The following is a 23,150-nucleotide window of genomic DNA, read 5'->3' as shown; positions in this document are numbered from 1 at the left end:
CCTTTGCCAACCCTGCCGCCCTAGGTCTCGCATAAGCACAGGCGGCGGGGCGGACCGGCGATGATTCCCAGAACATTCCACTTCATCTGGGTCGGCGACGAAAGCCGCCGCCCCGACAACTGCATAGAGACCTGGCGCGCCGCCCATCCGGACTGGACCTTCCGCCTCTGGGGCAATGCCGAACTGGACGGGCACGACTGGATCAACGCGCGCCACATGGCCGAGATGCGGCAGCAGGAATGGAACGGCGTGGCCGACATGATGCGCTGGGAAATCCTGCTCGCGCATGGCGGCATCGTCTTCGACGCCGATTCGGTCTGCGCCCGCCCGCTCGACCCCGCGCTGCTCGACTGCGAGGCCTTTGCCTGCTGGGAGAACGAGATCGTCCGCCCCGGCCTGATCGCGGCGGGCTATTTCGGCTGCAAGGCGGAAAATCCGTTCGTAAGGCAGATCGTCGAGGACATCGTCGCCTCTCCCTCGGTGGTGGGCGAAATGGCGTGGAAGACGGTGGGCCCCCAGCGCCTGACCGAGTGCTACCGCAAGTTCGCCTATACCCCCTTGCGCATCTACCCCAGCTACTACTTCATCCCGCGCCACTTCACCGGGGTAACGTACGAGGGCAGCGACCCGGTCTACGCCCACCAGCTCTGGGGCTCGACCAGCCAGTCCTACGACCGGATCCACAAGGCGGATGTCGGGGCAATGACGGCGCCGGCTGCGCTGCCCCCCGAGCCCGAGCCCGCCGACACCTCGCCGCTGGAAAAGATCCACGCCCCCTATTTCCTCCAGCGCGTGCCGATCAGTTCCGAACTCGCCGCGCTCGGCCGGATGGAGGTCTTCGCCAGCCTGCTGGCGGGGCAGCGCGTGCTCCACGTCGGCTGCGCGGACTGGCCGATCACCGATCCGCGCACCTCGCTCCACGTCCGGCTGGAGGCGCACTGCGCCCACCTCGACGGCGTCGATCCGCATGGCGAGGCGCTCGAACAACTGCGCCCTTACGTGACCGGCAACCTGTTCACCGATCTGGCCCAGGCGACCGGCCGCTACGATGTGGTGCTGGTGCCCGAAGTGATGGAGCACGTGCCCGATGTCGCCGGTTTCCTCGCGCAGATCGAGGCAGTGGATGCCGCACTGTTCCTCATCACCGTGCCAGACGCCTTCCAGTGCCGCGCCCGCCACTTCGACTATCAGGCCGAGACCGGAACCTTCCTCGAAGGCGTCCACCCGGACCACAACGTCTGGTATACGCCCTACACCTTCGCCAACACGCTGCGGAAATACAGCGGCCTGGAACTGCAACGGATGTGGTTCTTCAACGGCATCTCGCTGCTGGCGCTGCTGAGCAAGCCGGCCATGGCGCAAGCGGCATAGAGAGATTCGCGCAGAGACGCAGAGATATCGCGCCGCGCCGCATCCTCGCCTGTTCATTCAGCGATGCGGATCGCAGTCTTGGAGCGAAACGGCCCAACCGGGAGAGCAGCTAACCGCCTTCCGCCCCCCTTCCCCCCACCGCTCATCCTGAGCCTGTCGAAGGATGTGACCCACAGCGCCACACCCGCCGGGGGCTTCGACAAGCTCAGCCTGAGCGGGATTGAAACGACGGTTGAAACGAGTGGAGAGCGCCAGTCAGCTTTTGGCGAATAGGTTCGCAGGCTCGGATGGCCGGGGAAGCGGCTCGTCTGCTTTAGAACTGGCGGAACGGCTGTGCGCTGATACGGTGTGGTATGCGTCCGATGCCACCCATCGCCGAGTTGCAACCGCTGATTGGCGAGGAGGTCGGGCAAATATGCCTCGATCCATTTAGCTTGCAGTTTCGGTTTGATCGTTGGGGTATGACGGTCGAATTCAAAATTGAGCATGTCGAGCCGGATGGCACGCGATACATATACAATTGTCAGGAACAGAACAGACCTGCGATAATGCTGCATCGACTATTGCAAAAAGTTGTGGTGTCTGTCGAACGCAAGGAATTGGCTTTTTCGCTAAACTTCGATGATGGCTCCACGCTTACAGTCCACACGCAGATCGGGCCTTACGAGTGTGGACAGCTCTATCGAATGGCTGATCGGGCTAATATGTTTATTTTCTGAACATTGGCTCTTGGTCGATCATCATAGAGTCAACGGCGAACATAGCTATTGGGCGCAAATGGATCGAAGGTAGCGGATCACGTAAGAGTCGATGTCCGTCACTCTCTTTTCAAGACCATCCACTTCGGCGCATCGCAAGTCGTACGCAGCGAACTGCGCGATCTGTTTGACGCGTTTGTCAGTGGCATGCTCATTCAGCATGATCCATGAACGTCGTGGCTGTTGTATGCCGGAAACTGGCCCGCCAATGAGTGCGCCTCGCCCATGCACTGCTAAGACCTCGAAGCCATCGGGCAGCCGTTGCACGGCCGTTCCATTTGACGAGTTCGATCGATCGCTGAACTCAACCTTTTGTAAGTCGGCCCAAGCAGGCTTGTCGGCCAATTCTCCACCACAACCGGTGCATGCAACCAACCATATTAAGGCGAATCGAGCTTTCATCTGCATTTAGCGGCATTACGCGGCGCTACCGAACGACCGCAATGGCGGCGCTTCCAGAACGGCTGCTTGCAGCCGGCACCCAAAATCCGCGAGCTAATCCACGTCGAAGTGCTCCGGATTCAGCCCGGCCTGCCTGCGCCGGTGCATCTCTACGAAAGCGCTTTCCAGGCGCCGGGTATAGTCCGCCGTGCGGAAAAGCGGAGCGGTCAGGCGGTTCTTCGCAAGCCTTGTCCGCAGCGCCGCCAGCCGCCGGGGATCGCGCGCCAGCGCAAGCGCGGTCGCTTCATATGTCTCGACATCCGTCACCGCCATTTCCGGCAGGCCCACTGCATGCACGAGACTCGTCGCCACGCGCGCGGCGAATTGCTTTCCGGTCAGCGTCAGCACCGGCAGGCCCGCCCACAGCGCATCGGACGCCGTGGTGTGCGCATTGACGTTGAAAGTATCGAGGAACAGGTCGGCATGCGCGAGGCGGCCGAGATGTTCACCATGCGGGACGCCCTTGCTGAACACCAGCCGTGCCGGGTCGATCCCGCGCGCGGCGGCCTCTCGGCGCAAGTTGGCCTCCGCCCACGGGTTGGAGCGGAGCAGCCAGAGCACGCTGCCCTCCACCGCCTCCAGCAGCCGCATCCAGACGGCGAATGCGTCGGGGCCGATCTTGTAGGTGTGGTTGAAGCAGCAGAACACGAAGCCCTGCTCCGGCAGCCCCCAATCGGCCCGGCCGCGGGTGTCGGGAATGATCGCGCGGCGATCGTCGTTGGCCTGATAGCAACCGGCCAGGCGGACGATCTTTTCGGTGAACCAGCGCTCGTCACCGGGCGGCAGCGCCACGGCGTCGGCGATGAAGTAATCCATCGCCGGATGGCCCAGCGTGCCCGGATAGCCCATGTAGCTCACTTGCACGGGTGCAAGGCGCAGCCCGAACATGGCGCTGCGCGTGCCGCGCGTATAGCCCTTGAGATCGATGGCAAGATCGAGCCCGTCCGCACGGGCGCGGTGCGCGGCCTGTGCGTCGGTGAGGTGTCCGATCTCGGTAAAGCCATCGACGTGGCGGCGCAGTTCGACGCGCGAGGCATCGCTTTCGCAAGGCGGGCCATAGCTGTAGAGGCGCACATCGAAGCGGGTGCGGTCATGCTCGCGGAACAGGCCGCTCATCAGGTACATCGTGGCATGGTCGTGGAAGTCGGCCGAGAAATAGCCGATGCGGATGCGGTCGTCGCCAGGGAGCCGGGAAGCGGGATCAGGGTCGGGCAAGCTTGCCGGGGCAAGGCCGAACTTCACCGCCGCGCAGGCCAGAGAGCGGCGGTATTGGTGTTCGGGATCGTCAACGAACGGCAGCGTCGCGAATGGCTGGACGGCGGCGGCCGAAGGGCCCTCGGTCAGCGCATATTCGGCGCGGTGGCTCCAGTCGCAGATGTGCGCTTCCTCGAACAGCGCCTGAAGCAGGGCCGAGCGGTCGGCCGGGTCGATCTCGAAAGCCTTGCGGAAGGCGGCAATCGCCTCGGGAAGCGCCCCTTTCAGCACCAGCGCCTTGCCGCGGTTGACGATGGCCTGGGTATTGCCGGGATCGGCCTCCAGCGCGCGGGCATAGGCCTCCAGCGCCTCGTCGATCCGGTCGAGCAGCAGGAGTTCGCCGCCCATGTTGTTGTGCGCATTGCTATGCCCGGGCTTGAGCGCCACGGCCTTGCGATAACACGCCACCGCCGCCGCGCGGGCGCCGCGCTTGGCTCGCAAGTTGCCAAGGTTGTAATGCGCCTCGACATAAGCGGGATCGATTTCGATGGTCGCCGCGAACTCGGCCTCGGCCTCCTCGGCCCGGTCTGCATGGTCGAGCAGGTTGCCAAGGTTGTAGCGCGCATCGGCATAGCGCGGGTGGCGTGCGATCACCTCGCGGTAGACCGCTTCGGCTTCCCATGTGCGGTTCTGTCGCCGCAAGGTAATGGCCAGGTTGTTGTAACAGGCGGCCGCATCGGGATCGGCGGCAATGGCGCGGCGGAAGGCCGCTTCGGCAGCGGGCAGCACCCCCAGCGCCAGCAATGCCGCGCCTTGCAGGTTGTGAACGGCGAAACTCTGCGGAAAATCCTCTGCCAGCGTCGCGCCTTGCCGCACGGCCTCGTCCATTGCGCCGGAGCGGTAGGCGGCGATCATCGATTCGAGCCGGTCTGGCGGCGGATCGGCATTGGCGGCCTCCAGCGCAGCCAACGCCGCCCGGGCCCGCGGATTGCGCGGGAATCGGTCCAGAACCTGCCGATAAAGCGCCCGCGCGGCCTCGGTCTCACCCCGCCGGACGGCGCCGTTGGCCTTGATCATCAGCCCTTCCAGTCCGCCCACCGCCGCCTCCCGTCCGCACGAATGCTCGGCTTTTGCGATAGGCGAACAGGGTTCACGAGCAATGAGCCCCGCTCTCCGTGAACTCCCGCAGAAATCCGGCCGCTCCGGCGTTTTACGCAGGGTTAACCATTCCTGCCGGATAGAGCGAAAGACGCCACAAGGCAGCGCGGGGGAATTGCAAGATCATGAAGATGGAGCCGATCGCTTCGCAACTTGCGACCGCCCCGCCGCGGCTCTCCGTCGTGGTGCCGTGCTATAACGAGGAGGCCGTGCTCGACATGCTCGAAGCGCGCCTCTCCGCCGCCTGCGCCGCGCAAATGGGCGACGATTTCGAGATCGTGCTGGTCAACGACGGCTCGAAGGACGCCACCTGGGCGAAAATCTCCGCGCTCGCCGCCCGCAATCCCCACGTGCTCGGCGTCGACCTCTCGCGCAACCATGGCCACCAGCTTGCGGTGACCGCCGGTCTTCAGGTCTGTCGCGGCGATCTGGTGATGATTATCGATGCCGATCTTCAGGATCCGCCCGAACTGCTGGGCGACATGCTTGCGAAGATCGATGAGGGCTACGACGTGGTCTATGGCAAGCGCCGCGAGCGCCTTGGCGAAAGCCGCTTCAAGCGCGCCACCGCGGCGATGTTCTACAAGCTGCTCAACCGCATGGCCGATCACGAAATCCCGCTCGATACCGGCGATTTCCGCCTGATGACGCGCCGCGTGGTGGACCAGCTCAATGCCATGCCCGAACGCTTCCGCTTCATTCGCGGCATGGTGAGCTGGATCGGTTTCGAGCAGGTTCCCGTCGAATACGACCGCGATCCGCGCGCGGCGGGGGAGAGCCACTATCCGCTCCACAAGATGATCCGCCTGGCACTCGATGCGATCACCAGCTTTTCCACGCTGCCGCTGCGGATCGCCTCGCATCTGGGGGTGATGATGGGCCTGATCGGCTTCCTCATGCTGGGCTGGGCGCTCGTGCGCTGGATGGCGGACGGCACCATCATCGGCTGGACCAGCCTGATCGCCGTGGTGCTGATCATGGGCAGCGTGCAACTGCTGATCCTCGGCGTTTTCGGCGATTATCTCGGCCGCCTCTACCTTGAAAACAAGCGCCGCCCGCTGTTCATCGTGCGCGAGATCCGCTCCCAGCGCCCGCCGGCCGCACGCGCCGTCGCGCCGGAGCCGTTCGAGCCGCTTGCCGTCGTGCCCACGTGGATCCCCGCAGGCCAGCGCGACTGATTGCCATGCTGCGCTCCGCCCTGCGTTTCGGGCTTGTCGGCGTGGTCAACACGCTTGTCGGCTTCGCCATGATCGCCCTGTTGCTCCATCTCGGCGCGGGTGACTGGCTGGCCAATGCAGCCAGCTATGCCGTGGGGCTTTGCGTTTCCTTCACCCTTAACCGGCGCTGGACTTTCGGCGTGCGCGGTGCCGTCGCCACGCAGGAAGTCACGCGCTTCCTGACGGTCTTCGCACTGTCTTATGCGGTTAACGTCGCGGTACTCGGCACAATGCGGAGTCTGGGTTTCGCCGAGAACCTGATCGGACAGGGCACCGCGATGGTCGCCTATTCGGCCATATTCTTCCTGCTGTCGCGCCGTTTCGTCTTCTCCGCCGGAGCGAGCCGGTGAGAGGGCTGACACCGCAGGAGCGAGAGCCCGTCACCGCGCTCGACTGGCGCGAAGGCAACGTTCCGCGGGTCTGGTTCGCCGTCCTGGTGTTGCTTGCCTGCCTGCCGCTTATCGTGCCGCACGTGCCGCCACTGACCGACCTGCCCGCGCATATGTCGCGGTTCATGGTGCAGCAGGACGCAGGCCGCTCCGCCGACATCGCACGCTGGTTCCATTTCGAATGGAACCTCATTCCCAATCTCGGCACCGATCTTGTCGCCTTCGCACTCGAACCGCTGATCGGCCTGACGCTGACGATGAAAGCGATCGCGGTGCTGATCGTCGCATTGCAGACGGCCGGATACCTGCTGCTCTCGCGTGCGGCGCATGGACGGGTAGTGGCCACCGCGCTCTTCGCGCTGCCACTCGCCTACGGCAACCCGTTCGAATACGGGTTCCTCAACTTCACATTCGCCACCGCGCTTTCAACGCTGGCGCTGGCGCTCTGGATCAGCCCATGGGCCCAGGCACAACCGAGGCGGCGCTGGCTGGTCTTCGCGGCGATTGCCAGCGTGATCTGGATAAGCCACCTCGCGGCCTGGGCCATGCTTTGCGTGATGGTGGGATGCTGCGAGCTTACGGCACGGTGGCAACGCACAGAGCGATTCTGGCACGCGCTGCTTACCGGATTTCTCGCGTGCACCTGCTTGCTGACACCGCAGGCGCTGAGCCTGCTCTGGCCACATACCCCCGCGCATCTGCCGTCCAACGATCTCTTCAACTGGACAAACAAGCTCTACTTCATGGCGAGCGTGCTGGCCGATCGGTGGAACCAGTTCGATACGTTTTGCGCGCTCGGCCTGCTGATCGTTGCAGTGCTGATGGCAATCGCCCGCCCCTTTGCGCTGCACCGGGGACTGGCCCTTGCAGCACTTATGCTGACGGCGATATTCTGCCTGATGCCCGGCCGGGTCTACGGATCGTACTATGCCGATATGCGCATGGTGCCGACGATCTTCGCACTGGCATTGATCGCTGCGCGTCCGGCACAGCCTTCCCGCGACTTTGCATGGCTGACGCTTGCCGGGCTTGCCTTCTTCGGCCTGCGCCTCATCGGCACGACCACGAGCATGGCCTTGTGGGATCGCCAGATCCGGCAGGAGACCGAAGTGCTGAACGCCCTCCCACGCGGCAGCCAACTCGTTACTTTCACGGCGCTCCCCTGCCGTACGTTCGTGCTGCAAGGGCATGAGCGCAACATGCACATCGCCAGCTACGCGCTGCTGCGCCGCCATGCTTTCGCCAACGATCAGTTCGCGATGTCGGGCGGGCAACTGCTCTCGATCGACAATCCGGCTGCCGCGCCGTTCGACCGCGATCCTTCCGCAATCGAAATCGGCGAGACATGTCAGGGGGAAGTTCCGGTTCTGACCAGCGCGGCAAAAGTGGCCGCCGCGATACCCAATTTGTGGATCGTCTGGCAAAGCACGCAGCCCTTGCCCGTGCCCGGCTGGGTGCCGGTTGCGCGCTCGGGCGAGCATGGTCACTCGATCCTCTATAGGCGCGCTGCCGAATAATCCTCGCGCATCGGCACGGGCGGTGTAACGTCACGGCGCATTCCCGCGAACTTCTCTGGATATGCTGATGCGCACCGGCGAGTCCGAACTCAGGGACTGGATGATCCTCGCCCTGAACGGCGATGCGAAGGCCTATGCCCGGTTGCTGGAGGCGCTCGTGCCGCGTCTGCGCGCCTTTTTCCGCCGCCGCATGGCCGGGCAGGACGACGATATCGAGGATCTCTTGCAGGAAACGCTGATCGCCTTGCACACCCGCCGGATGACTTATGATCCGACGCGCAGCTTCACCGGCTGGCTCTACGCGATCGCCCGCTACAAGATGATCGACCACTTCCGCCGCCGGGGCCGCACCGTGCCGATCGAAGGGCTGGAAGACAGCTTTTCCATCGACAGTTTCGAGGACGAAGTCGGCGCCGGGCTCGACACCGATGCCTTGCTGGCGACGATCCCCGACAAGCAGGCCCGCGCCATCCGCGCCACCCGGATAGACGGGCTCTCCACTGCCGAGGCCGCCCGGCGCGAGGGCATGGGCGAATCGGACGTGAAAGTTTCCACCCATCGGGGCCTCAAGGCGCTGGCCGCGCGCGTGCGGGAGGCGATGAAGTGAGCCGCGACAAGGTTTCCTGCGATCACCTCGTCGCCGCGCTCAGCGCCAATCTCTGCGCGGTGCCGCGCCACGGTCCGGCACGGCGGCTGGTGATCGGGCTGGTGATCGGCGGGGCGGTGACGCTGGCCGCGCTGGCGCTGGGGCTCGGCATCCGCCGGGATCTGGCCGATGCGATGCAGAGCAGCGGGTTCTGGATGAAGGCGCTTTATGCCGCCACGCTCGCCATGTTCGCCTGTGCGGCAACGCTGCGGCTGGCGCGGCCCGACTGCGGGCGGATGCGCGGCCTTTGGGCCATGGCGGTGCCGATTGCCCTGCTCGCGCTGGCCGCGCTGCTCGAACTGGCGCGGACGCCGGGTTCGCAGTGGCTCACGATGTGGCTGGGCCATAGCTGGAAGGTCTGCGCGGCCAATGTCTTCCTGCTTGCCCTGCCGATTCTTGCCGGGCTGCTCTGGGCGCTGCGCCGCCTCGCCCCGACGCGCCTGCGCCTTGCTGGTGCGACGGCGGGCCTTGCCGCCGGAGCATGGGCGGCCTGTCTCTATTGCCTGCACTGCTCCGAGACTTCGGCGCTTTTCGTGCTGACCTGGTATTCGCTGGGAATCGTGCTCGTCGCCGGTCTGGGCGCGCTGCTGGGCCCGCGGGTGCTGCGCTGGTAGCGCCTCGAGCAAGGCCAGACATCAAGGCGCAATCGCTTGCGCCGCCGTTTTTTCATCGATGTTGGATTGGAATGTCGGAGCGGGCGAAGGGATTCGAACCACAAGCGAAGCGGCTTGCCGCGTAGCGCTCGAAAAGAGAGGGTTCGTTTTCGCTGATAGTCGAACTGGAGCGGGCGAAGGGATTCGAACCCTCGACCCCAACCTTGGCAAGGTTGTGCTCTACCCCTGAGCTACGCCCGCTCTGGCGTTCGAGATATTCCGGCGGAACCGGAATTCCCGTATATGAACTGGAGCGGGCGAAGGGATTCGAACCCTCGACCCCAACCTTGGCAAGGTTGTGCTCTACCCCTGAGCTACGCCCGCTCTGACGTTCAAGACCTGCTGGATTAACCGGCAGGTCCGGGGTGGAGGCGGCCCACTAGCAGTGCTTTTTGGGGTCGGCAAGAGCTAAATTGAAAGAATCGTACGAAGCCCTGCAACAAGCCCATAAACCCTTCACAAATCGGTCGCGAAGGCCGATCTAGGGCCTTCAAGCGCATTCGCGCACGCATTCACGGGAGCAAGAATCTTGGCCAGCATGGGTCTCAACCTCGACGAACAGAAGGCGGTCGACCGCTTCCGCCAGACGGTTGCCGAACCGTCCATGACGCAGTTGGTGATCCTCGATTTCTGGGCGGAATGGTGCGGTCCCTGCAAGGCGCTGACGCCGGTTCTGGAGAAAGTCGCCGCCGAATATGCCGACAAGGGCGTGGTGCTCGCCAAGCTCAACGTCGATGAGGAACAGTTCATCGCCGGGCAGTTCCAGGTCCGCTCGATCCCCACGGTCTATGCGATCTTCCAGGGCCAGCCTGTCGCCGACCTGACCAGCGCGCGCACCGAATCGCAGCTGAAGCAGATGCTGGACCAGCTGCTCGAAAAGCTGCCGATCCAGCCGGGCGGCGCCGCGCCGCAGCAGGATGTCGCCCCGCTGATCGCGATGGGCGAGGAAGCGCTGGCCGAAGGCGACGGCGAACGCGCCGCATCGATCTTCATGCAGATCCTCGATATCGCGCCGGACAATGCACAAGTGCTCTCGGGCCTGGTGCGCGGACTGGTTGCCGCCGGCCGCGTCGATGAGGCCGAAGGGCTGTTGGGCAGCATCGAGCCGGAGCTGGCCGCCGACCCGCATCTCGAACGCGCGCGCGCCGCGCTCACGCTAGCCAAGGACAAGCCCGACGACAGCGAACTCGCCGCCCTGCGCGCCGCCGCTGCCGAACGTCCGGCCGACATGGACGCCCAGCTCGCCTTCGCCAATGCCGCCTTCGCGGCGGGTGAGCGCGACGAGGCTGCCGCCACGCTGCTGCGCATGGTCGCTGCCGACCGCGAGTGGAACGAAGGCGCCGCACGCGCCAAGCTGCTCCAGATCTTCGAGGCCGTCGGACTGGAAGATCCGTGGGTCTCGGCCACGCGCCGCAAGCTCTCCACCGTTCTGTTCGGTTGATGGGGCTCGGCGCCGTGCGGATCACCATCTTCCCCCTGCCCGGCGCCGTCCTCTATCCGGGGCTGCAATTGCCGCTCCACATCTTCGAGCCGCGTTACCGCGCGATGGTGAGCGACGCCCTCGCGCGTGACCGGCGAATCGGCATGATCCAGCCGCAGCGCCCGGTGGAAGGCGCGCCGCTCTTCGCGGTGGGCTGCCTTGGCCGCATCGGCGATGTCGAGGCGCTGGAGGATGGGCGGTTCAACATCCTGCTCGAAGGCGAAGCGCGCTTCCGCACCTTGCGCGAACTCAATGTCTCCACGCCGTTCCGCCAGATCGAGGCGGAATTGCTGGTCGATAGCGACGACGAGACACTGGCCGCAGTGGAACGCGCGAGTTTCGAGCGCGAGGCACGGCGTTTCGCCGATGCGCAGGGCTATGCGGTGGACTGGGATCAGGTGGCGCGGCTGGATGACCGTTCGCTGATCAACGGCGTCTCGCAGATCGCGCCGTTCGATGCGGCGGCCAAGCAGGCCTTGCTGGAAGCGTCGAGCCTGCCGGAGCGGTGCGAGTTGCTGGTGCAGCTCATGCAGTTCTTCGGCCGCCGTGCAGATGATGACGACGACGGTGCAGCGACGTTGCAGTAGAAGCGCGTCTCGGCAGTCGGATCTTCAATCCGTTGCCAAATGAACTGCCAGCCAAACCGTACCTCGTCGCCCCTGCGAAGGCGGGGGCCCCGCTTTCTTTGCACCACGGCTCAAGAACAAGCGGGATCCCCGCCTGCGCGGGGATGACGGGAGGTTTTTGGGGTAAGTCGGTGCGTGCTTATTCGAAAGCGCTCAGCACGCCACGACGTTGATCGCCAGCCCGCCCTGACTCGTTTCCTTGTACTTGCTCGACATATCGAGCCCGGTCTGGCGCATCGTCTCGATCACCTGATCGAGCGAGACGCGCGGCGTCTCGCCGGCATGCAAGGCCAGCTTCGCCGCGTTCACCGCTTTCACCGCCGCGATGGCGTTGCGTTCGATACAGGGGATCTGCACCAGCCCGCCGACCGGATCGCACGTGAGGCCAAGGTTGTGCTCCATGCCGATCTCGGCCGCCGCGCAGACCTGGACCGGGGTGCCGCCCCAGACCGCCGCGAGCCCTGCAGCGGCCATCGAGCATGCCACGCCCACTTCGCCCTGACAGCCCATTTCCGCGCCCGAGATCGAGGCACGCTGCTTGTAGAGCAGGCCGATCCCGGCGGCAGTGAGCAGGTAGCGGCGCGCCTTCACGGGAATCGCGACATTCCCGTCGCTGCAATACTGGCGCAGCAGCGAAGGGACGATGCCCGCCGCGCCATTGGTGGGCGCAGTGACGACGCGGCCGCCGCTGGCATTTTCCTCGTTCACCGCCATGGCGTAGAGGTTGAGCCAGTCCATCAGCGTTTCGGCCTGATTGTCCTGCGGGCGGGCGATCAGCTTCTGGTGGATGGCGCGGGCGCGGCGGCGGACCTTGAGCGGGCCGGGCAAGTGCCCTTCCTTGGTCAGCCCCTGATCGATGCACAGATTCATGGCATCGGCGATCACGTCCAGCCCGGCGAACGTCTCTTCCTGAGGGCGACGCGCAGCCTCGTTGGCCAGCATGACTTCGGCGATGTCGAGACCGCTCTCGGCGCAGATGGCCAGCAATTCTGCGCCGGACGTGAAGGGGTGGGCCACCGGGGGGCCGTTGACCACCTGATCGTCGGGCGCGGGCTGTTCGAGTTGATGGCGGCTGGAATAGAAGCCGCCGCCGGTCGAGAAATACTCGCCGCGCGCCAGTTCCTCTCCCGCGGCGTCCCATGCCGTCAGCACCATGCCGTTGGGGTGGAGGTCGGGGATATGATCGAAATCGAGGATCAGGTCGCTCTTGCAGTCGAAGGCGATCTCGTGCTGGCCCAGCAGCGCGATCCGGCCGCTGGCCCGCACTTCGGCGGCGGCGGCGTGGGCTTCGGCAGGCTCGGCGGTTTCGGGTTCGAAGCCGATCAGGCCCATCAGGCAGGCATCGGGGGTACCGTGGCCTTCGCCGGTCAGGGCCAGCGATCCTTGCAGGTCCACGCGCACGCGGGCGATCGCTTCAAACTGCCCGGCAGCTTCGATGCCCTGAAGGAAGCGCATGGCGATGCGCATCGGGCCGACGGTGTGCGAACTGGACGGGCCAAGGCCGATACGGAACAGGTCGAGCGCGGAAATCACGGCTGAAACTCGCGGAAATCATGGAAAGTCACGGGGGGGCACGCTCTCACGATATTTTTTCGAAACCGCGTGGATAGGCCAGATGCGGCGGGAAGCAATGGGCCAGTCGACTAAATCCCGGCATACCATGCGTAGCGGCCGTTATCCTCCCAATACCCGCCCTTGCCGCCATAGATCCCGTCCAGCGCGGCCACCGCCTCGATCCGGGTGACGAACTTGGCGTGCTTGTAGCCGAGTTGCCGCTCCACCCGCAGGCGCAGCGGCGCGCCGTGCTGCTCTTCCAGCGGACGACCGTTCATGGCCCAGGCGAGAATCGTCTGCGGGTGGAGCGCGTCCACAAGGTCGATCGATTCGTAATAGGGCCGCCCGCCGTAGAGATCGGCGCAATGGAACACGAGATAGCGCGCCTCCGGCTGCAGCCGCGCGAGATCGAGCAGGGTGGCCACACGCGGGCCGGTCCACTTGCCGATCGCGCTCCAGCCCTCGACGCAATCGTGGCGGGTGATCTGGGTGCGCTGGGGGAACTGCTTGAGCGCGGTGAGCGGCAGCATGAGCGGCCGCTCCACCATACCGTCCAGCCGCAGCGCCCATTGCGAAAAGCCCTGCGCGAAGTGGGCGCGATAGACCGGATCGGCCACGGCAAGGCTGCCGTTGGCGCGGAAAGTGGGAGACATCTGCGATTCGGCGAACTCGCGCGCCAAGGCATCGCCCGCCAGTCCGCGCTGGGTCACGCGGTGGAGATTCTCCGCCTCCCCCAGAAAATCGAGTACTTTGGGATCGCGCGTCAGCCGGTCGCAGCCGGAGAGCAGCAGCCCGCCCGCGCCTACTACTCCCGCCTGAATCAGCCGCCGCCGCGAGAGGATCAGCTTGCTCAACGGTCGCGCTCCTTCGGCAAGCGATACCAGCCTGTCACCATCGAGCGCAGTTCGTTGAACGGCCCCGCCAGCACGACCATGGCGATATGAACGACAAAGAAGCCCACCAGTGCAAAGGCGCAGAGGAAGTGGATCGAGCGCGCGGTCTGCCGCCCGCCGAATATCTCCGTCACCGGTAGCCAGGCATCGGTGCCGGGCGAGAGGGCAAGGCCGGTCAGGATCATCAGCGGCAGCAGGCCGAACAGCACCATGGCATAGGCGATCTTCTGAAGCGTATTGTAACGCAGCGCCGCCGCGCCGGTGGGCAACCGCAGCCGGGCGTGGTCCTTCACTTCCTGCCACACATGCCGCAGCCGCCATTCGCGCCGCGTTATGTGGATGTCACGCTGGATATGCCGGTTGATGAGCGACCAGATCAGATAAGTCGCCAGTCCGAGCGAGAGCACCCAGGCGAAAGCCAGATGCCATGTCCGTGCATCGGCCAGACTGTAGGCCGAAGGAATCGTCGCCCAATAAGGAAACGCGCGGCGGTGCGGGGTCCCGTCGGGGTCTTTCCAGTAACCGAGCAGCCCGGTCGTCTCGACCCGGTGGCCGGCCACTTGCAGATAGCCATATTCATGCGTGCCGATCCGGGCGGACCCGATCTTCAGCCACGGACTATCGAAGTTTGCACCATATTCGCCCCAGTAGAGCCGGGCATGGGCGTTGAAGATCATCAGCCCGCTCATCAGCATAATCAGCAGCGTGACCGCGTTCGTCCAATGCCAGAGCCGCGTCGAAAGCCGGTGCCGCTTCACCAGATCACCGCCATGCGGAGGAGCCAGCGGGACGAGAGGCGATTCGGCAGGCGGGGCGATGTCGCTCATGATCCCAGTTCGCCTCGCGCCCTCAGGCGGTTACAGATGCCGCCGGTTACAGATTGAATCTACGCGCCGAACAGGTGGAGCGCCACCTCCCTTTGATGCGGCATGCGGCGGTGCTCGGCCAGATAGATGCCCTGCCACGTCCCCAGCGACATTTGCCCGCCGATCACCGGAATCGACAGGTTCACGCCGGTCAGCGTGGCCTTGAGGTGCGCGGGCATATCGTCCGGCCCTTCATCGTCGTGATCGTAATAGGCGCCTTCCGGGGCGACGCGGTCCAGCCAGGCGACCAGATCGCTGCGCACCTCGCGCGCGGCATTCTCCTGAATCAGCAGCGAGGCGGAGGTGTGGCGACACAAAAGCGTCAGCAGGCCTTCGCCAATGCCGATCTCCCGCTGCCACACCGCAATCGCCCGCGTGATATCGGTAAGGCCCCGGCCGGGGGTGTCGAAAGTGAGGATCGTGGTCGCCTGTCTCATGGTGCGGCCATCCTGATCGCAGGACTTCCCCCGATCAAGCCGTGGCATGAAGGGTGAATATGTCTCATTTCAGCAACAGGAGGGGTGTAGAAAGACCGAAAATTTCTTGCTTGACGTATTGGGAAGGTGATGGAAGACAGCGAAGTTTGAGGGCTTCCATGTAACTTTACAGAGGCAGCGTCAGGACCATGGAAATCGAGGATTCCTGCGGCCTTAGCCCTTATGCTTCATGGACCCCGGTGCCCCGATCTGGCACTTTTTGTCCCAGCATCCTCGCGCAGGCGATTGATCTACCCATATCTGCCGCGTATTGCCGCGCTCGGCGACGGGCCGGCAGACCGGCACGGTGTCTGTCGTCCGCAAGGATCGTTCGGTCGCAGGATCTGCCGGAATTCGGCGTTTCCATACGGCTTCCGGACGGCCGCGAGATGAGCCCGGAAAATCACCGGGCCGCTCGGGTCTCACGCAAGGGTTGGTCATGAGTTGGCTTAGCAAAGTACGCAATTCCCTAGGGAACCTGAAGAAGCGGGACACGCCCGACAACCTGTGGACCAAGTGTCCCGGTTGCGGCGAGATGCTCTTCACCAAGGAGTTCGAGGACAACCTCTCGGTCTGTCCGCGCTGCCAATATCATGGCCGCATCGGTGCGCAGCAGCGCTTCGACCAGTTGCTCGATGCCGGTTACGGCGTTCTCGCCGCCCCGCGCGTGCCGGAGAACCCGCTCAATTTCCGCGATTCCAAGAAGTATTCGGATCGCCTCAAGGCCGCTCGCGCCGCCAATGTGTTCCCCGATGCGCTGACCAATGCGCTGGGCGCGATCGAGGGCCGCAAGGTCGTCCTCGGCGTGCAGGACTTCGCGTTCATGGGCGGGTCGATGGGCATGGCCGTGGGCGAAGCCTTCGTCGAAGCTGCCGAGCGCGCCATTGCCGAGAATTGCGGCTATGTCATTTTCACCGCCGCGGGCGGCGCACGCATGCAGGAGGGTATCCTCTCGCTCATGCAGATGCCCAAGGCGACCGTCGCGATCCGCCGCCTTGCGCGCGCGGGTCTGCCCTATATCGTCGTCCTGACGGATCCCACCACCGGCGGCGTCACCGCCAGCTACGCGATGCTGGGCGATATCCACATTGCAGAGCCCGGCGCCCTTATCGGCTTCGCCGGCCAGCGCGTGATCCAGGACACGATCCGCGAGAAACTCCCCGACGGCTTCCAGCGCGCCGAGTACCTCCATGCCCACGGCATGGTGGACATGGTGGTCCACCGCAAGGACCTCAAAGGCACGCTGGCCTCGCTGCTCGGTTATCTTGAACGAAAGGAAGTTGCGTGAACATCGACAGCGCGCTGGTACGCGAGCTCGCCGAGCTCCTGGCTGAAACCGGCCTGACCGAAATCCAGGTCGAGGACGGCGAACGCAAGATCAAGGTCACGCGCCAGGTTGCGCAGCAGGTCTTCGCTGCTGCCGCCCCGGCCATGCCTTACGCCGCCCCCGCCGCTGCGCCGGCTGCCGCCGCTCCGGTTGCCGAAGTGGCTCCGGCCGCTCCGGTCGATGCGGTGAAGTCGCCGATGGTCGGCACCGCCTACCTCGCACCGGAGCCCAGCGCCCCGAACTTCATCAGCGTGGGTCAGCAGGTCAAGGCCGGCGACATCCTCCTGATCGTCGAAGCCATGAAGGTGATGAACCAGATCGTCGCGCCCAAGGGCGGCACGATCACGGCGATCCTCATCGAGAACCAGCAGCCGGTCGAATTCGACCAGCCGCTCGTCGTGATCGCCTGAGGACAATAATCTGATGGCCATCAAGCGCCTCCTGATTGCCAACCGCGGCGAGATCGCGCTGCGCATCCACCGCGCCGCGCGCGAGATGGGCATCGAAACCGTCGCGGTCCACTCGACCGCCGATGCCGAAGCCATGCACGTGCGCCTTGCCGACCATGCGGTCTGCATCGGCCCGCCGGCGGCGAAGGATTCGTACCTCAATGTCGCGGCGATCATCGCTGCGGCCGAGATCACCCATGCCGACGCGATCCACCCCGGCTACGGCTTCCTTTCGGAGAACGCCCAGTTCGCCGAGATCGTCGAGGCGCATGGCCTGATCTGGGTCGGCCCCAAGCCCGAGCACATCCGCACGATGGGCGACAAGGTGCAGGCCAAGCGCACCGCTGGCGCCCTCGGCCTGCCGCTGGTTCCGGGTTCGGACGGCGCGATCGAGGATTTCGCCGTCGCGCGCGATCTGGCCGAGACGATCGGTTACCCGGTCATCATCAAGGCCGCTTCGGGCGGCGGTGGCCGCGGCATGAAGGTCGTGAACTCGGCCGAGGAACTCGAAAGCCAGATGGGCCAGGCCCGTTCGGAGGCGAAGGCCGCCTTCGGCGATGCCACCGTCTACATGGAAAAGTACCTCGGCAACCCGCGCCACATCGAATTCCAGATCTTCGGGGACGGCAAGGGCGAGGCGGTGCATCTGGGTGAGCGCGACTGCTCGCTGCAGCGCCGCCACCAGAAGGTGCTGGAAGAAGCGCCTTCGCCGGTCATCACCCCCGAAGAGCGCGACCGCATGGGCGGCATCGTCGCCAAGGCCATGGCCGACATGGCCTATCGCGGCGCCGGCACCATCGAGTTCCTGTGGGAAAACGGTGAGTTCTACTTCATCGAGATGAACACCCGCCTGCAGGTGGAGCATCCGGTGACCGAAGCCATCACCGGCGTCGACCTCGTGCGCGAACAGATCCGCGTGGCCGAGGGCAACCCGCTTTCGTTCCGTCAGGAAGAGATCGAGTTCAAGGGCCACGCCATCGAGTGCCGCATCAACGCGGAAGACCCGTGGAACTTCACGCCTTCACCGGGTCAGGTCACCGCCTACCACGCGGCGGGCGGCATGAACGTGCGCGTCGATTCGGGGCTCTATGCGGGTTACCGCATCCCGCCCTACTACGATTCGATGATCGGCAAGCTCATCGTCTCGGGCCGTACCCGCAAGGGCGCGATCATGCGCCTGAAGCGTGCGCTGGATGAAATGGTGATCGACGGTGTGAAGACCTCGATCCCGCTGCATCAGGCGCTGCTGGACGATCCCGAGTTCCAGAGCGGCGACTATACCATCAAGTGGCTGGAAGAGTGGCTGGCGAAGCGCGCCGGTTGAGGCGCGCTGCAACAGACCTGAACGGATAGAGCATGATCTCGTTTCTTGAATTCGAAAAGCCGATCGCCGAACTGGAAGCGCGCATTGCCGAACTGCGCGCGACTGCCAGCGGCAGCGATCTCGACATCGCGTCCGAGATCGGCCGTCTGGAAAAGAAGAGCGCGGCGCTGCTGAGCGGTACTTACGCCAAGCTCTCGCCCTGGCAGAAGACGCAAGTGGCGCGCCATCCGCAGCGTCCCCACTTCGTGGACTACCTCGCGCTCGGCTTTACCGAGTTCGTGCCGTTGGGCGGTGACCGTCTCTATGGCGAAGATCAGGCGATCATCGGCGGTCTGGCCAAGCTCAACGGCCGCAAGGTCATGCTGATCGGCCACGAGAAGGGTTCCGACACCACTTCGCGCATCCGCCACAACTTCGGCATGGCCAAGCCCGAAGGCTATCGCAAGGCGATCCGCCTGATGGAAATGGCCGGCAAGTTCGGCCTTCCGGTGATCACGCTGGTCGATACCGCCGGTGCCTTCCCCGGCGTCGAGGCCGAGGAACGCGGTCAGGCGGAAGCGATTGCCCGTTCGATCGAGGCCTGCCTTGGCGTGCCGGTGCCGATGGTTTCGGCCATCGTCGGCGAGGGCGGCTCGGGCGGCGCGGTGGCGCTGGCTGCGGCCGACCGCGTGCTGATGCTCGAACACTCGATCTACTCGGTGATCTCGCCCGAGGGCGCTTCGTCGATCCTCTGGCGCACGCCGGACAAGGCCTCCGACGCGGCCGAGGCGATGAAGGTGACGGCGCAGGATCTGCTTGCGCTCGGCGTGATCGAGCGCGTGGTGCCCGAGCCGACCGGCGGCGCGCACCGCGATGCCGGCAAGGCCGCGCAGGCGCTGCTTGGCGCCATCGAGCAGGAACTGGACGCACTCCGCGCCCTGCCGACCAGCGAACTGCTGGCCCGCCGCGAGGAACGCTTCCTGGCGATCGGCCGCGCCTGACGTAGGGCTACGATCCAAGACTTCGCACGGCGCGGAAAGGGCAAGGCTCTTTCCGCGCCGTTTGCGTTTGGGTCTGCGGATTTATTTCGCCCAACCTTTCCCGACCTCTCCCCGACCCAACCTCCCCAACCTCCCCAACCTCCCCGACCTCCCCATCTCCGCTCGTCCTGAGCTTGTCGAAGGACCACAGCGCAGCGCCAGCGTCCTTCGACAAGCTCAGGACGAGCGGAGGAGGGGCTAGGGTCGCCGGGTAGCTAGTGGTCTGGCCCAAGGCTCGCCCCAAGGCTCGGCAAACACCCTCCAGAACCAACCAACCCCCCATTCTCCGCAGCCGATTATATAAAAACATTTGGCTTTTGCCTCGGCTACGTGTTTGGTGCGGCCGAAGCCCGAAGACCGGGCAAGCGACACGTGAAAGGGATGAGGATGAGCAACGGGGCGAAACTGCGCGCGCGCACGGCATGGATGAGCGCCTGCGCAATGGCGGTCATCGCGACATCGCAGGCGGCAACTGCACAAGTCGCCGGACCTTTCGATCTCGCCGTGATCCCCGCCTCCCCGGTCTGGTCGCAAGACATCACCATGCCCGCCGGCGACTGGACCCTCTCTTTCTGGGCCTCGCTGGACAGCAATGAGGGTGGCACGCTGGCGACCCTTGCCGGCAAGGATAGCAATACCACGCTGGCCTCGATCGCGGTGACCGGCAGCACGCCGGTACTGAACGCGAACGGCCAGACCGCAAGCGGCGCAGCCCTGCGCGGCGGCCAGTGGCACCACTTCGCGCTGGTCAACACGGCCAAGGGCCTGACGCTCCTGGTCGACGGCAAGCCCGGCGCCACGCTCGCGCAGTCCCTCACCACCCAGCCCGCGCGCCTACTGGTCGGCGTCGCACCGGCCCCGGCCGCTCACCTCGCCGGTCTGCGCCTCGATCTGGGCGCGACCTCGCCCGGCGACTTGCGCCATGCCGCCGCAACGCCGCCCAATCCCGCGCTGATGCAGTTCGCCGAAACCAGCCCGCGCTGGCCGCTGCAAGTGCGCCAGATGCAGGGGCAGGTCACCCCGCAGCCGGTCTCGACACTGCCGCGCGGCGCCGCGCCGGACAAGCCGGTCGCCAAGCCGGTGCCGCAAGTCACCCCGCTCGCCGAAAACGGTGCGGGCAAGTGGACGCTCCAGAAGTGGACGCTCGCCGCCGCGCCCGACGTGAACGGCGATGCCGCCACGATCTCGCGCCCAGGCTTCGGCGATGCCCGGTGGTATGCGGCCACCGTCCCCGGCACCGTGCTGACCACCTTGGTCGATCGCGGCGTCTATCCCGACCCGGCGCACGGCCTCAACAACCTCGCCATCCCTGAGAAGCTGGCGCATCAGGACTACTGGTACCGCACCGAGTTCGACCTGCCCGCCGGCGCCTCCGGCCGCCACCTCGAACTCCTGCTGAACGGCGTCAACTACGCCTCGCAGATCTGGGTCAACGGCACCGAAGTCGGCACGACCAAGGGCGCCTTCGTGCGCGGCAAGTTCGACGTTTCGCCGCTGCTGAAACCCGGCCGCAATGCCATTGCCGTGCGCGTCTCGCCCCCACCTCGCCCCGGCATTGCCCATGAGGAATCGCTGACGTCCGGCGTCGGCGAAAATGGCGGCATGATGATGCTCGACGGGCCCACCTTCGGCGCGGCGGAAGGCTGGGACTGGATCCCGACCATCCGCGATCGCCAGACCGGGCTCTGGCAGGACGTCCAGCTCCTCGCCACCGGAGACGCGCGCATCGGCGACCCGCAAGTCGTCACCACGCTGCCCAAGGCGGACAACAGCGTGGCCAATATCGAGATCACCGTGCCGGTCGCCAACCTTTCGGACCGCGCCGTCACCGCCACCGTGCGCGCCGCGTTCGACGACGTGGCCGTGGAGCGCAGCGTGACCGTGCCCGCGCGCCAGTCGGTGGACGTGCGCTTCTCGCCCGAGACCGATGCCGCGCTGGCCGTGAACAATCCGAAGCTGTGGTGGCCCAACGGCTATGGCGATCCGGCCCTGCACACCGCCCACATCTCGACCGCGATCGACGGCCAGCAGTCGGACAGCAAGGACGTGCGCTTCGGCATGCGTCAGGTGACCTACGAGATTTCGCTGGTGGACCAGAGCGGCCATCTCGACCGCGTTGCACTGGACATGGAAAAGGCGCGCAGCCTTGGCCAGCGGATCGTCGACCAGCGTCATGACGCGATCCGGCAAGTGCCGGGCGGCTGGGCCTATTCCTTCGCGCCGGGTGCCGAAAAGTCGCCCGCCGTCACCCCGATTGCCGGGGATCAGGGGCTTTCGCCCTTCCTCGTGATCCGCGTCAACGGCGTGCGCATCGCCGCGCGCGGTGGCTCGGTGGGCATGGACGACTTCATGAAGCGCGTCGATCGCGCGCATCTGGAGCCGTTCTTCAAGCTGCACCAGGACGCCCACGTCAATATCATCCGCAACTGGATGGGCCAGAACACGCAGGCGAGCTTCTTCGACCTTGCCGACGAATATGGCCTGATGGTCATGAGCGATTTCTGGGAATCGACGCAGGACTACAACATCGAGTCGCAGGACCCGACGCTGTTCCTCGACAATGCGAAGGACGTGGTTGCCCGCTTCCGCAACCATCCCTCGATCGTGGTGTGGTTCGGCCGCAACGAGGGCGTGCCGCAGCCGATCCTCAACGAAGGGCTGGAAAACCTGCTGCGCACGCAGGACGGCACGCGGCTCTACATGCCCTCTTCCAACCGCATCAACCTGCACGATTCCGGGCCCTACAACTGGCGTGAGCCGGAGAAGTACTTCACCGAATATTCGAAGGGCTTCGCGGTGGAAGTCGGTACGCCCTCGTTCCCGACGCTGGAATCGTGGGAGCGCGTGATCCCGGCCAGCGAGCGCTGGCCGGTCAGCGACACCTGGGCCTATCACGACTGGCATCAGAGCGGGAACGGCGCGGTGAAGAGCTTCACCGATGCCATGGACCGCGAATTCGGCAAGCCCACCAGCCTGCCCGACTTCGAGCGCAAGGCGCAGATGCTGGAATACGAAAGCTACCGCGCGATCTTCGAAGGCATGAATGCGGGGCTCTGGACCGAGAATTCGGGCCGCATGCTGTGGATGACGCAGCCGGCATGGCCCAGCTCGGCATGGCAGGTGTTCTCGTCCGACTATGACACCCACGGTGCGTTCTACGGCATGAAGAAGGCTTCCGAGCCGGTCCACGTGCAGATGAACCTGCCCGATCACAAGGTGATCCTCGTCAACAACCGCACGGCGGCGCTGCCCGGCGTGACGGTGCGGGCGACCGTGCAGGCGCTCGACGGGCGGACGCTTGCCACCCGCGATGCCAAGGTGGACGCAGTGGCGGGCAAGGTGAACGATGCCTTCACGCTCGACCTTGCGCCGCTGATGGCCTCGGGTCCGGTGCTGGTCCGCCTGGAAGCGCAGGACAGCGCGGGCGCGCGCCTTTCGGACAACTTCTACTGGCAGGCCGCCAGCGACGAGGCACTTCAGGGGCTGAGCGCCATGGCGCAAGTGCCGCTGACCGGCGCGGCCAAGGTCAGCACCGAAGGCAGCGATACCAGGATCGATGTCACCCTCACCAATCCCGGCAAGACCGCCGCGATCCAGACCAAGCTCACGCTGTTCGATGCCAAGGGCAAGCAAGTGCTTCCCGCCTACTACTCGGACAACTATGTCTCGCTGCTGCCGGGTGAGACCCGCACCGTGACGGTCACCGCGCCGAGCGCGCTCGCGGGCGGTTCACCGTCGGTCAAGCTGCGCGGCTGGAACGTCGCGGCCCAGACCATTGCCGTGAGGAATTGA

At 65.3% G+C, this 23,150-nt stretch carries 20 protein-coding genes and 2 tRNA genes; 13 read left to right on the top strand and 9 right to left on the bottom strand.

The window, feature by feature from the left end; all coding sequences use genetic code 11:
- Positions 1–60 precede the first annotated feature (60 nt).
- Positions 61–1,371 (top strand): glycosyltransferase, encoded by a 1,311-nt coding sequence (locus EDF56_RS18150; RefSeq protein ID WP_132390026.1) that lies wholly within the window; start codon positions 61–63, stop codon positions 1,369–1,371.
- 53 nt (positions 1,372–1,424) lie between these two features.
- On the opposite strand, the gene EDF56_RS26010 is transcribed toward EDF56_RS18150, so the two are convergent.
- From EDF56_RS26010 to EDF56_RS18135, 3 genes are all read right to left on the bottom strand, one after another.
- Positions 1,425–1,928: a hypothetical protein gene (locus tag EDF56_RS26010; RefSeq protein WP_165912243.1), complete on the bottom strand. Its 504-nt coding sequence runs from the start codon at positions 1,926–1,928 to the stop codon at positions 1,425–1,427.
- 207 nt (positions 1,929–2,135) lie between these two features.
- Positions 2,136–2,537, bottom strand: a complete 402-nt coding sequence (locus EDF56_RS18140; protein WP_165912242.1) for a hypothetical protein — start codon at positions 2,535–2,537, stop codon at positions 2,136–2,138.
- Positions 2,538–2,624: 87 nt separating this feature from the next.
- The gene (locus tag EDF56_RS18135) at positions 2,625–4,862 is read right to left on the bottom strand and encodes a glycosyltransferase family 41 protein (RefSeq protein ID WP_132390020.1); all 2,238 of its coding nucleotides are present in this window, start codon (positions 4,860–4,862) and stop codon (positions 2,625–2,627) included.
- Positions 4,863–5,047: 185 nt separating this feature from the next.
- On the opposite strand from EDF56_RS18135, the gene EDF56_RS18130 reads away from it, so the two are divergent.
- The 5 genes from EDF56_RS18130 to EDF56_RS18110 all read left to right on the top strand — a co-directional run bounded on the left by EDF56_RS18130 (position 5,048) and on the right by EDF56_RS18110 (position 9,305).
- Complete coding sequence (locus EDF56_RS18130; protein WP_132390018.1) at positions 5,048–6,100, top strand: glycosyltransferase family 2 protein; 1,053 nt, start codon at positions 5,048–5,050, stop codon at positions 6,098–6,100.
- A 5-nt stretch (positions 6,101–6,105) separates the two neighbouring features.
- Positions 6,106–6,489 carry a GtrA family protein gene (locus EDF56_RS18125; protein WP_132390016.1) on the top strand — a complete coding sequence of 128 codons (384 nt, stop codon included), beginning with the start codon at positions 6,106–6,108 and terminating at the stop codon, positions 6,487–6,489.
- The gene (locus tag EDF56_RS18120; protein WP_132390014.1) at positions 6,486–8,045 is read left to right on the top strand and encodes a hypothetical protein; all 1,560 of its coding nucleotides are present in this window, start codon (positions 6,486–6,488) and stop codon (positions 8,043–8,045) included. The genes EDF56_RS18125 and EDF56_RS18120 overlap by 4 nt, the downstream gene beginning before the upstream one ends.
- Positions 8,046–8,112: 67 nt before the next feature.
- Complete coding sequence (locus EDF56_RS18115; RefSeq protein WP_132390012.1) at positions 8,113–8,652, top strand: sigma-70 family RNA polymerase sigma factor; 540 nt, start codon at positions 8,113–8,115, stop codon at positions 8,650–8,652.
- Entirely contained in the window at positions 8,649–9,305 is a 657-nt protein-coding gene (locus tag EDF56_RS18110) for a DUF1109 domain-containing protein (protein ID WP_132390010.1), read from the top strand. The genes EDF56_RS18115 and EDF56_RS18110 overlap by 4 nt, the downstream gene beginning before the upstream one ends.
- A 165-nt stretch (positions 9,306–9,470) precedes the next feature.
- Here the strand turns inward: EDF56_RS18110 and EDF56_RS18105 are convergent.
- Together EDF56_RS18105 and EDF56_RS18100 are read right to left on the bottom strand one after the other, a co-directional pair.
- A tRNA-Gly gene (locus EDF56_RS18105) sits at positions 9,471–9,545 on the bottom strand.
- A 48-nt stretch (positions 9,546–9,593) separates the two neighbouring features.
- Positions 9,594–9,668 (bottom strand) — tRNA-Gly (locus tag EDF56_RS18100).
- A gap of 214 nt (positions 9,669–9,882) precedes the next feature.
- On the opposite strand from EDF56_RS18100, the gene EDF56_RS18095 reads away from it, so the two are divergent.
- Together EDF56_RS18095 and EDF56_RS18090 are read left to right on the top strand one after the other, a co-directional pair.
- On the top strand, positions 9,883–10,785 hold the full coding sequence (locus EDF56_RS18095; protein WP_132390590.1) for a tetratricopeptide repeat protein: 903 nt from the start codon (positions 9,883–9,885) through the stop codon (positions 10,783–10,785).
- Positions 10,785–11,411, top strand: coding sequence for an LON peptidase substrate-binding domain-containing protein (locus EDF56_RS18090; protein WP_132390588.1), 627 nt, complete (start codon positions 10,785–10,787; stop codon positions 11,409–11,411). Before EDF56_RS18095 ends, EDF56_RS18090 begins: the two co-directional genes overlap by 1 nt.
- A 192-nt stretch (positions 11,412–11,603) precedes the next feature.
- Here EDF56_RS18090 and EDF56_RS18085 read toward each other — a convergent pair whose 3' ends face one another.
- The 4 genes from EDF56_RS18085 to EDF56_RS18070 form a co-directional block, all read right to left on the bottom strand.
- Entirely contained in the window at positions 11,604–12,983 is a 1,380-nt protein-coding gene (locus EDF56_RS18085; protein ID WP_132390008.1) for an L-serine ammonia-lyase, read from the bottom strand.
- A gap of 110 nt (positions 12,984–13,093) precedes the next feature.
- On the bottom strand, positions 13,094–13,858 hold the full coding sequence (locus EDF56_RS18080; protein WP_132390006.1) for a molybdopterin-dependent oxidoreductase: 765 nt from the start codon (positions 13,856–13,858) through the stop codon (positions 13,094–13,096).
- A complete protein-coding gene (locus EDF56_RS18075) occupies positions 13,855–14,724 on the bottom strand; it encodes a cytochrome b/b6 domain-containing protein (RefSeq protein ID WP_132390004.1) in 870 nt (289 codons plus the stop codon). Before EDF56_RS18075 ends, EDF56_RS18080 begins: the two co-directional genes overlap by 4 nt.
- A 59-nt stretch (positions 14,725–14,783) precedes the next feature.
- Positions 14,784–15,200, bottom strand: coding sequence for a secondary thiamine-phosphate synthase enzyme YjbQ (locus EDF56_RS18070; RefSeq protein ID WP_132390002.1), 417 nt, complete (start codon positions 15,198–15,200; stop codon positions 14,784–14,786).
- Positions 15,201–15,678: 478 nt separating this feature from the next.
- Here EDF56_RS18070 and accD point away from each other — a divergent pair, with 478 nt between their 5' ends.
- The 5 genes from accD to EDF56_RS18045 all read left to right on the top strand — a co-directional run bounded on the left by accD (position 15,679) and on the right by EDF56_RS18045 (position 23,150).
- Entirely contained in the window at positions 15,679–16,527 is an 849-nt protein-coding gene (accD, locus tag EDF56_RS18065) for an acetyl-CoA carboxylase, carboxyltransferase subunit beta (RefSeq protein WP_132390000.1), read from the top strand.
- Entirely contained in the window at positions 16,524–16,976 is a 453-nt protein-coding gene (accB, locus tag EDF56_RS18060; protein WP_132389998.1) for an acetyl-CoA carboxylase biotin carboxyl carrier protein, read from the top strand. The genes accD and accB overlap by 4 nt, the downstream gene beginning before the upstream one ends.
- 13 nt (positions 16,977–16,989) lie before the next feature.
- Entirely contained in the window at positions 16,990–18,339 is a 1,350-nt protein-coding gene (accC, locus tag EDF56_RS18055; RefSeq protein WP_132389996.1) for an acetyl-CoA carboxylase biotin carboxylase subunit, read from the top strand.
- A gap of 32 nt (positions 18,340–18,371) precedes the next feature.
- The gene (locus EDF56_RS18050) at positions 18,372–19,319 is read left to right on the top strand and encodes an acetyl-CoA carboxylase carboxyltransferase subunit alpha (RefSeq protein ID WP_132389994.1); all 948 of its coding nucleotides are present in this window, start codon (positions 18,372–18,374) and stop codon (positions 19,317–19,319) included.
- 426 nt (positions 19,320–19,745) lie between these two features.
- On the top strand, positions 19,746–23,150 hold the full coding sequence (locus tag EDF56_RS18045; protein ID WP_132389992.1) for a sugar-binding domain-containing protein: 3,405 nt from the start codon (positions 19,746–19,748) through the stop codon (positions 23,148–23,150).

This window comes from Novosphingobium sp. PhB165, from assembly GCF_004341845.1.
Lineage (GTDB): Bacteria > Pseudomonadota > Alphaproteobacteria > Sphingomonadales > Sphingomonadaceae > Novosphingobium.
The sequence above is the reverse complement of the archived record's forward strand: the minus strand, read 5'-3'. Positions and strand labels throughout refer to the sequence as shown.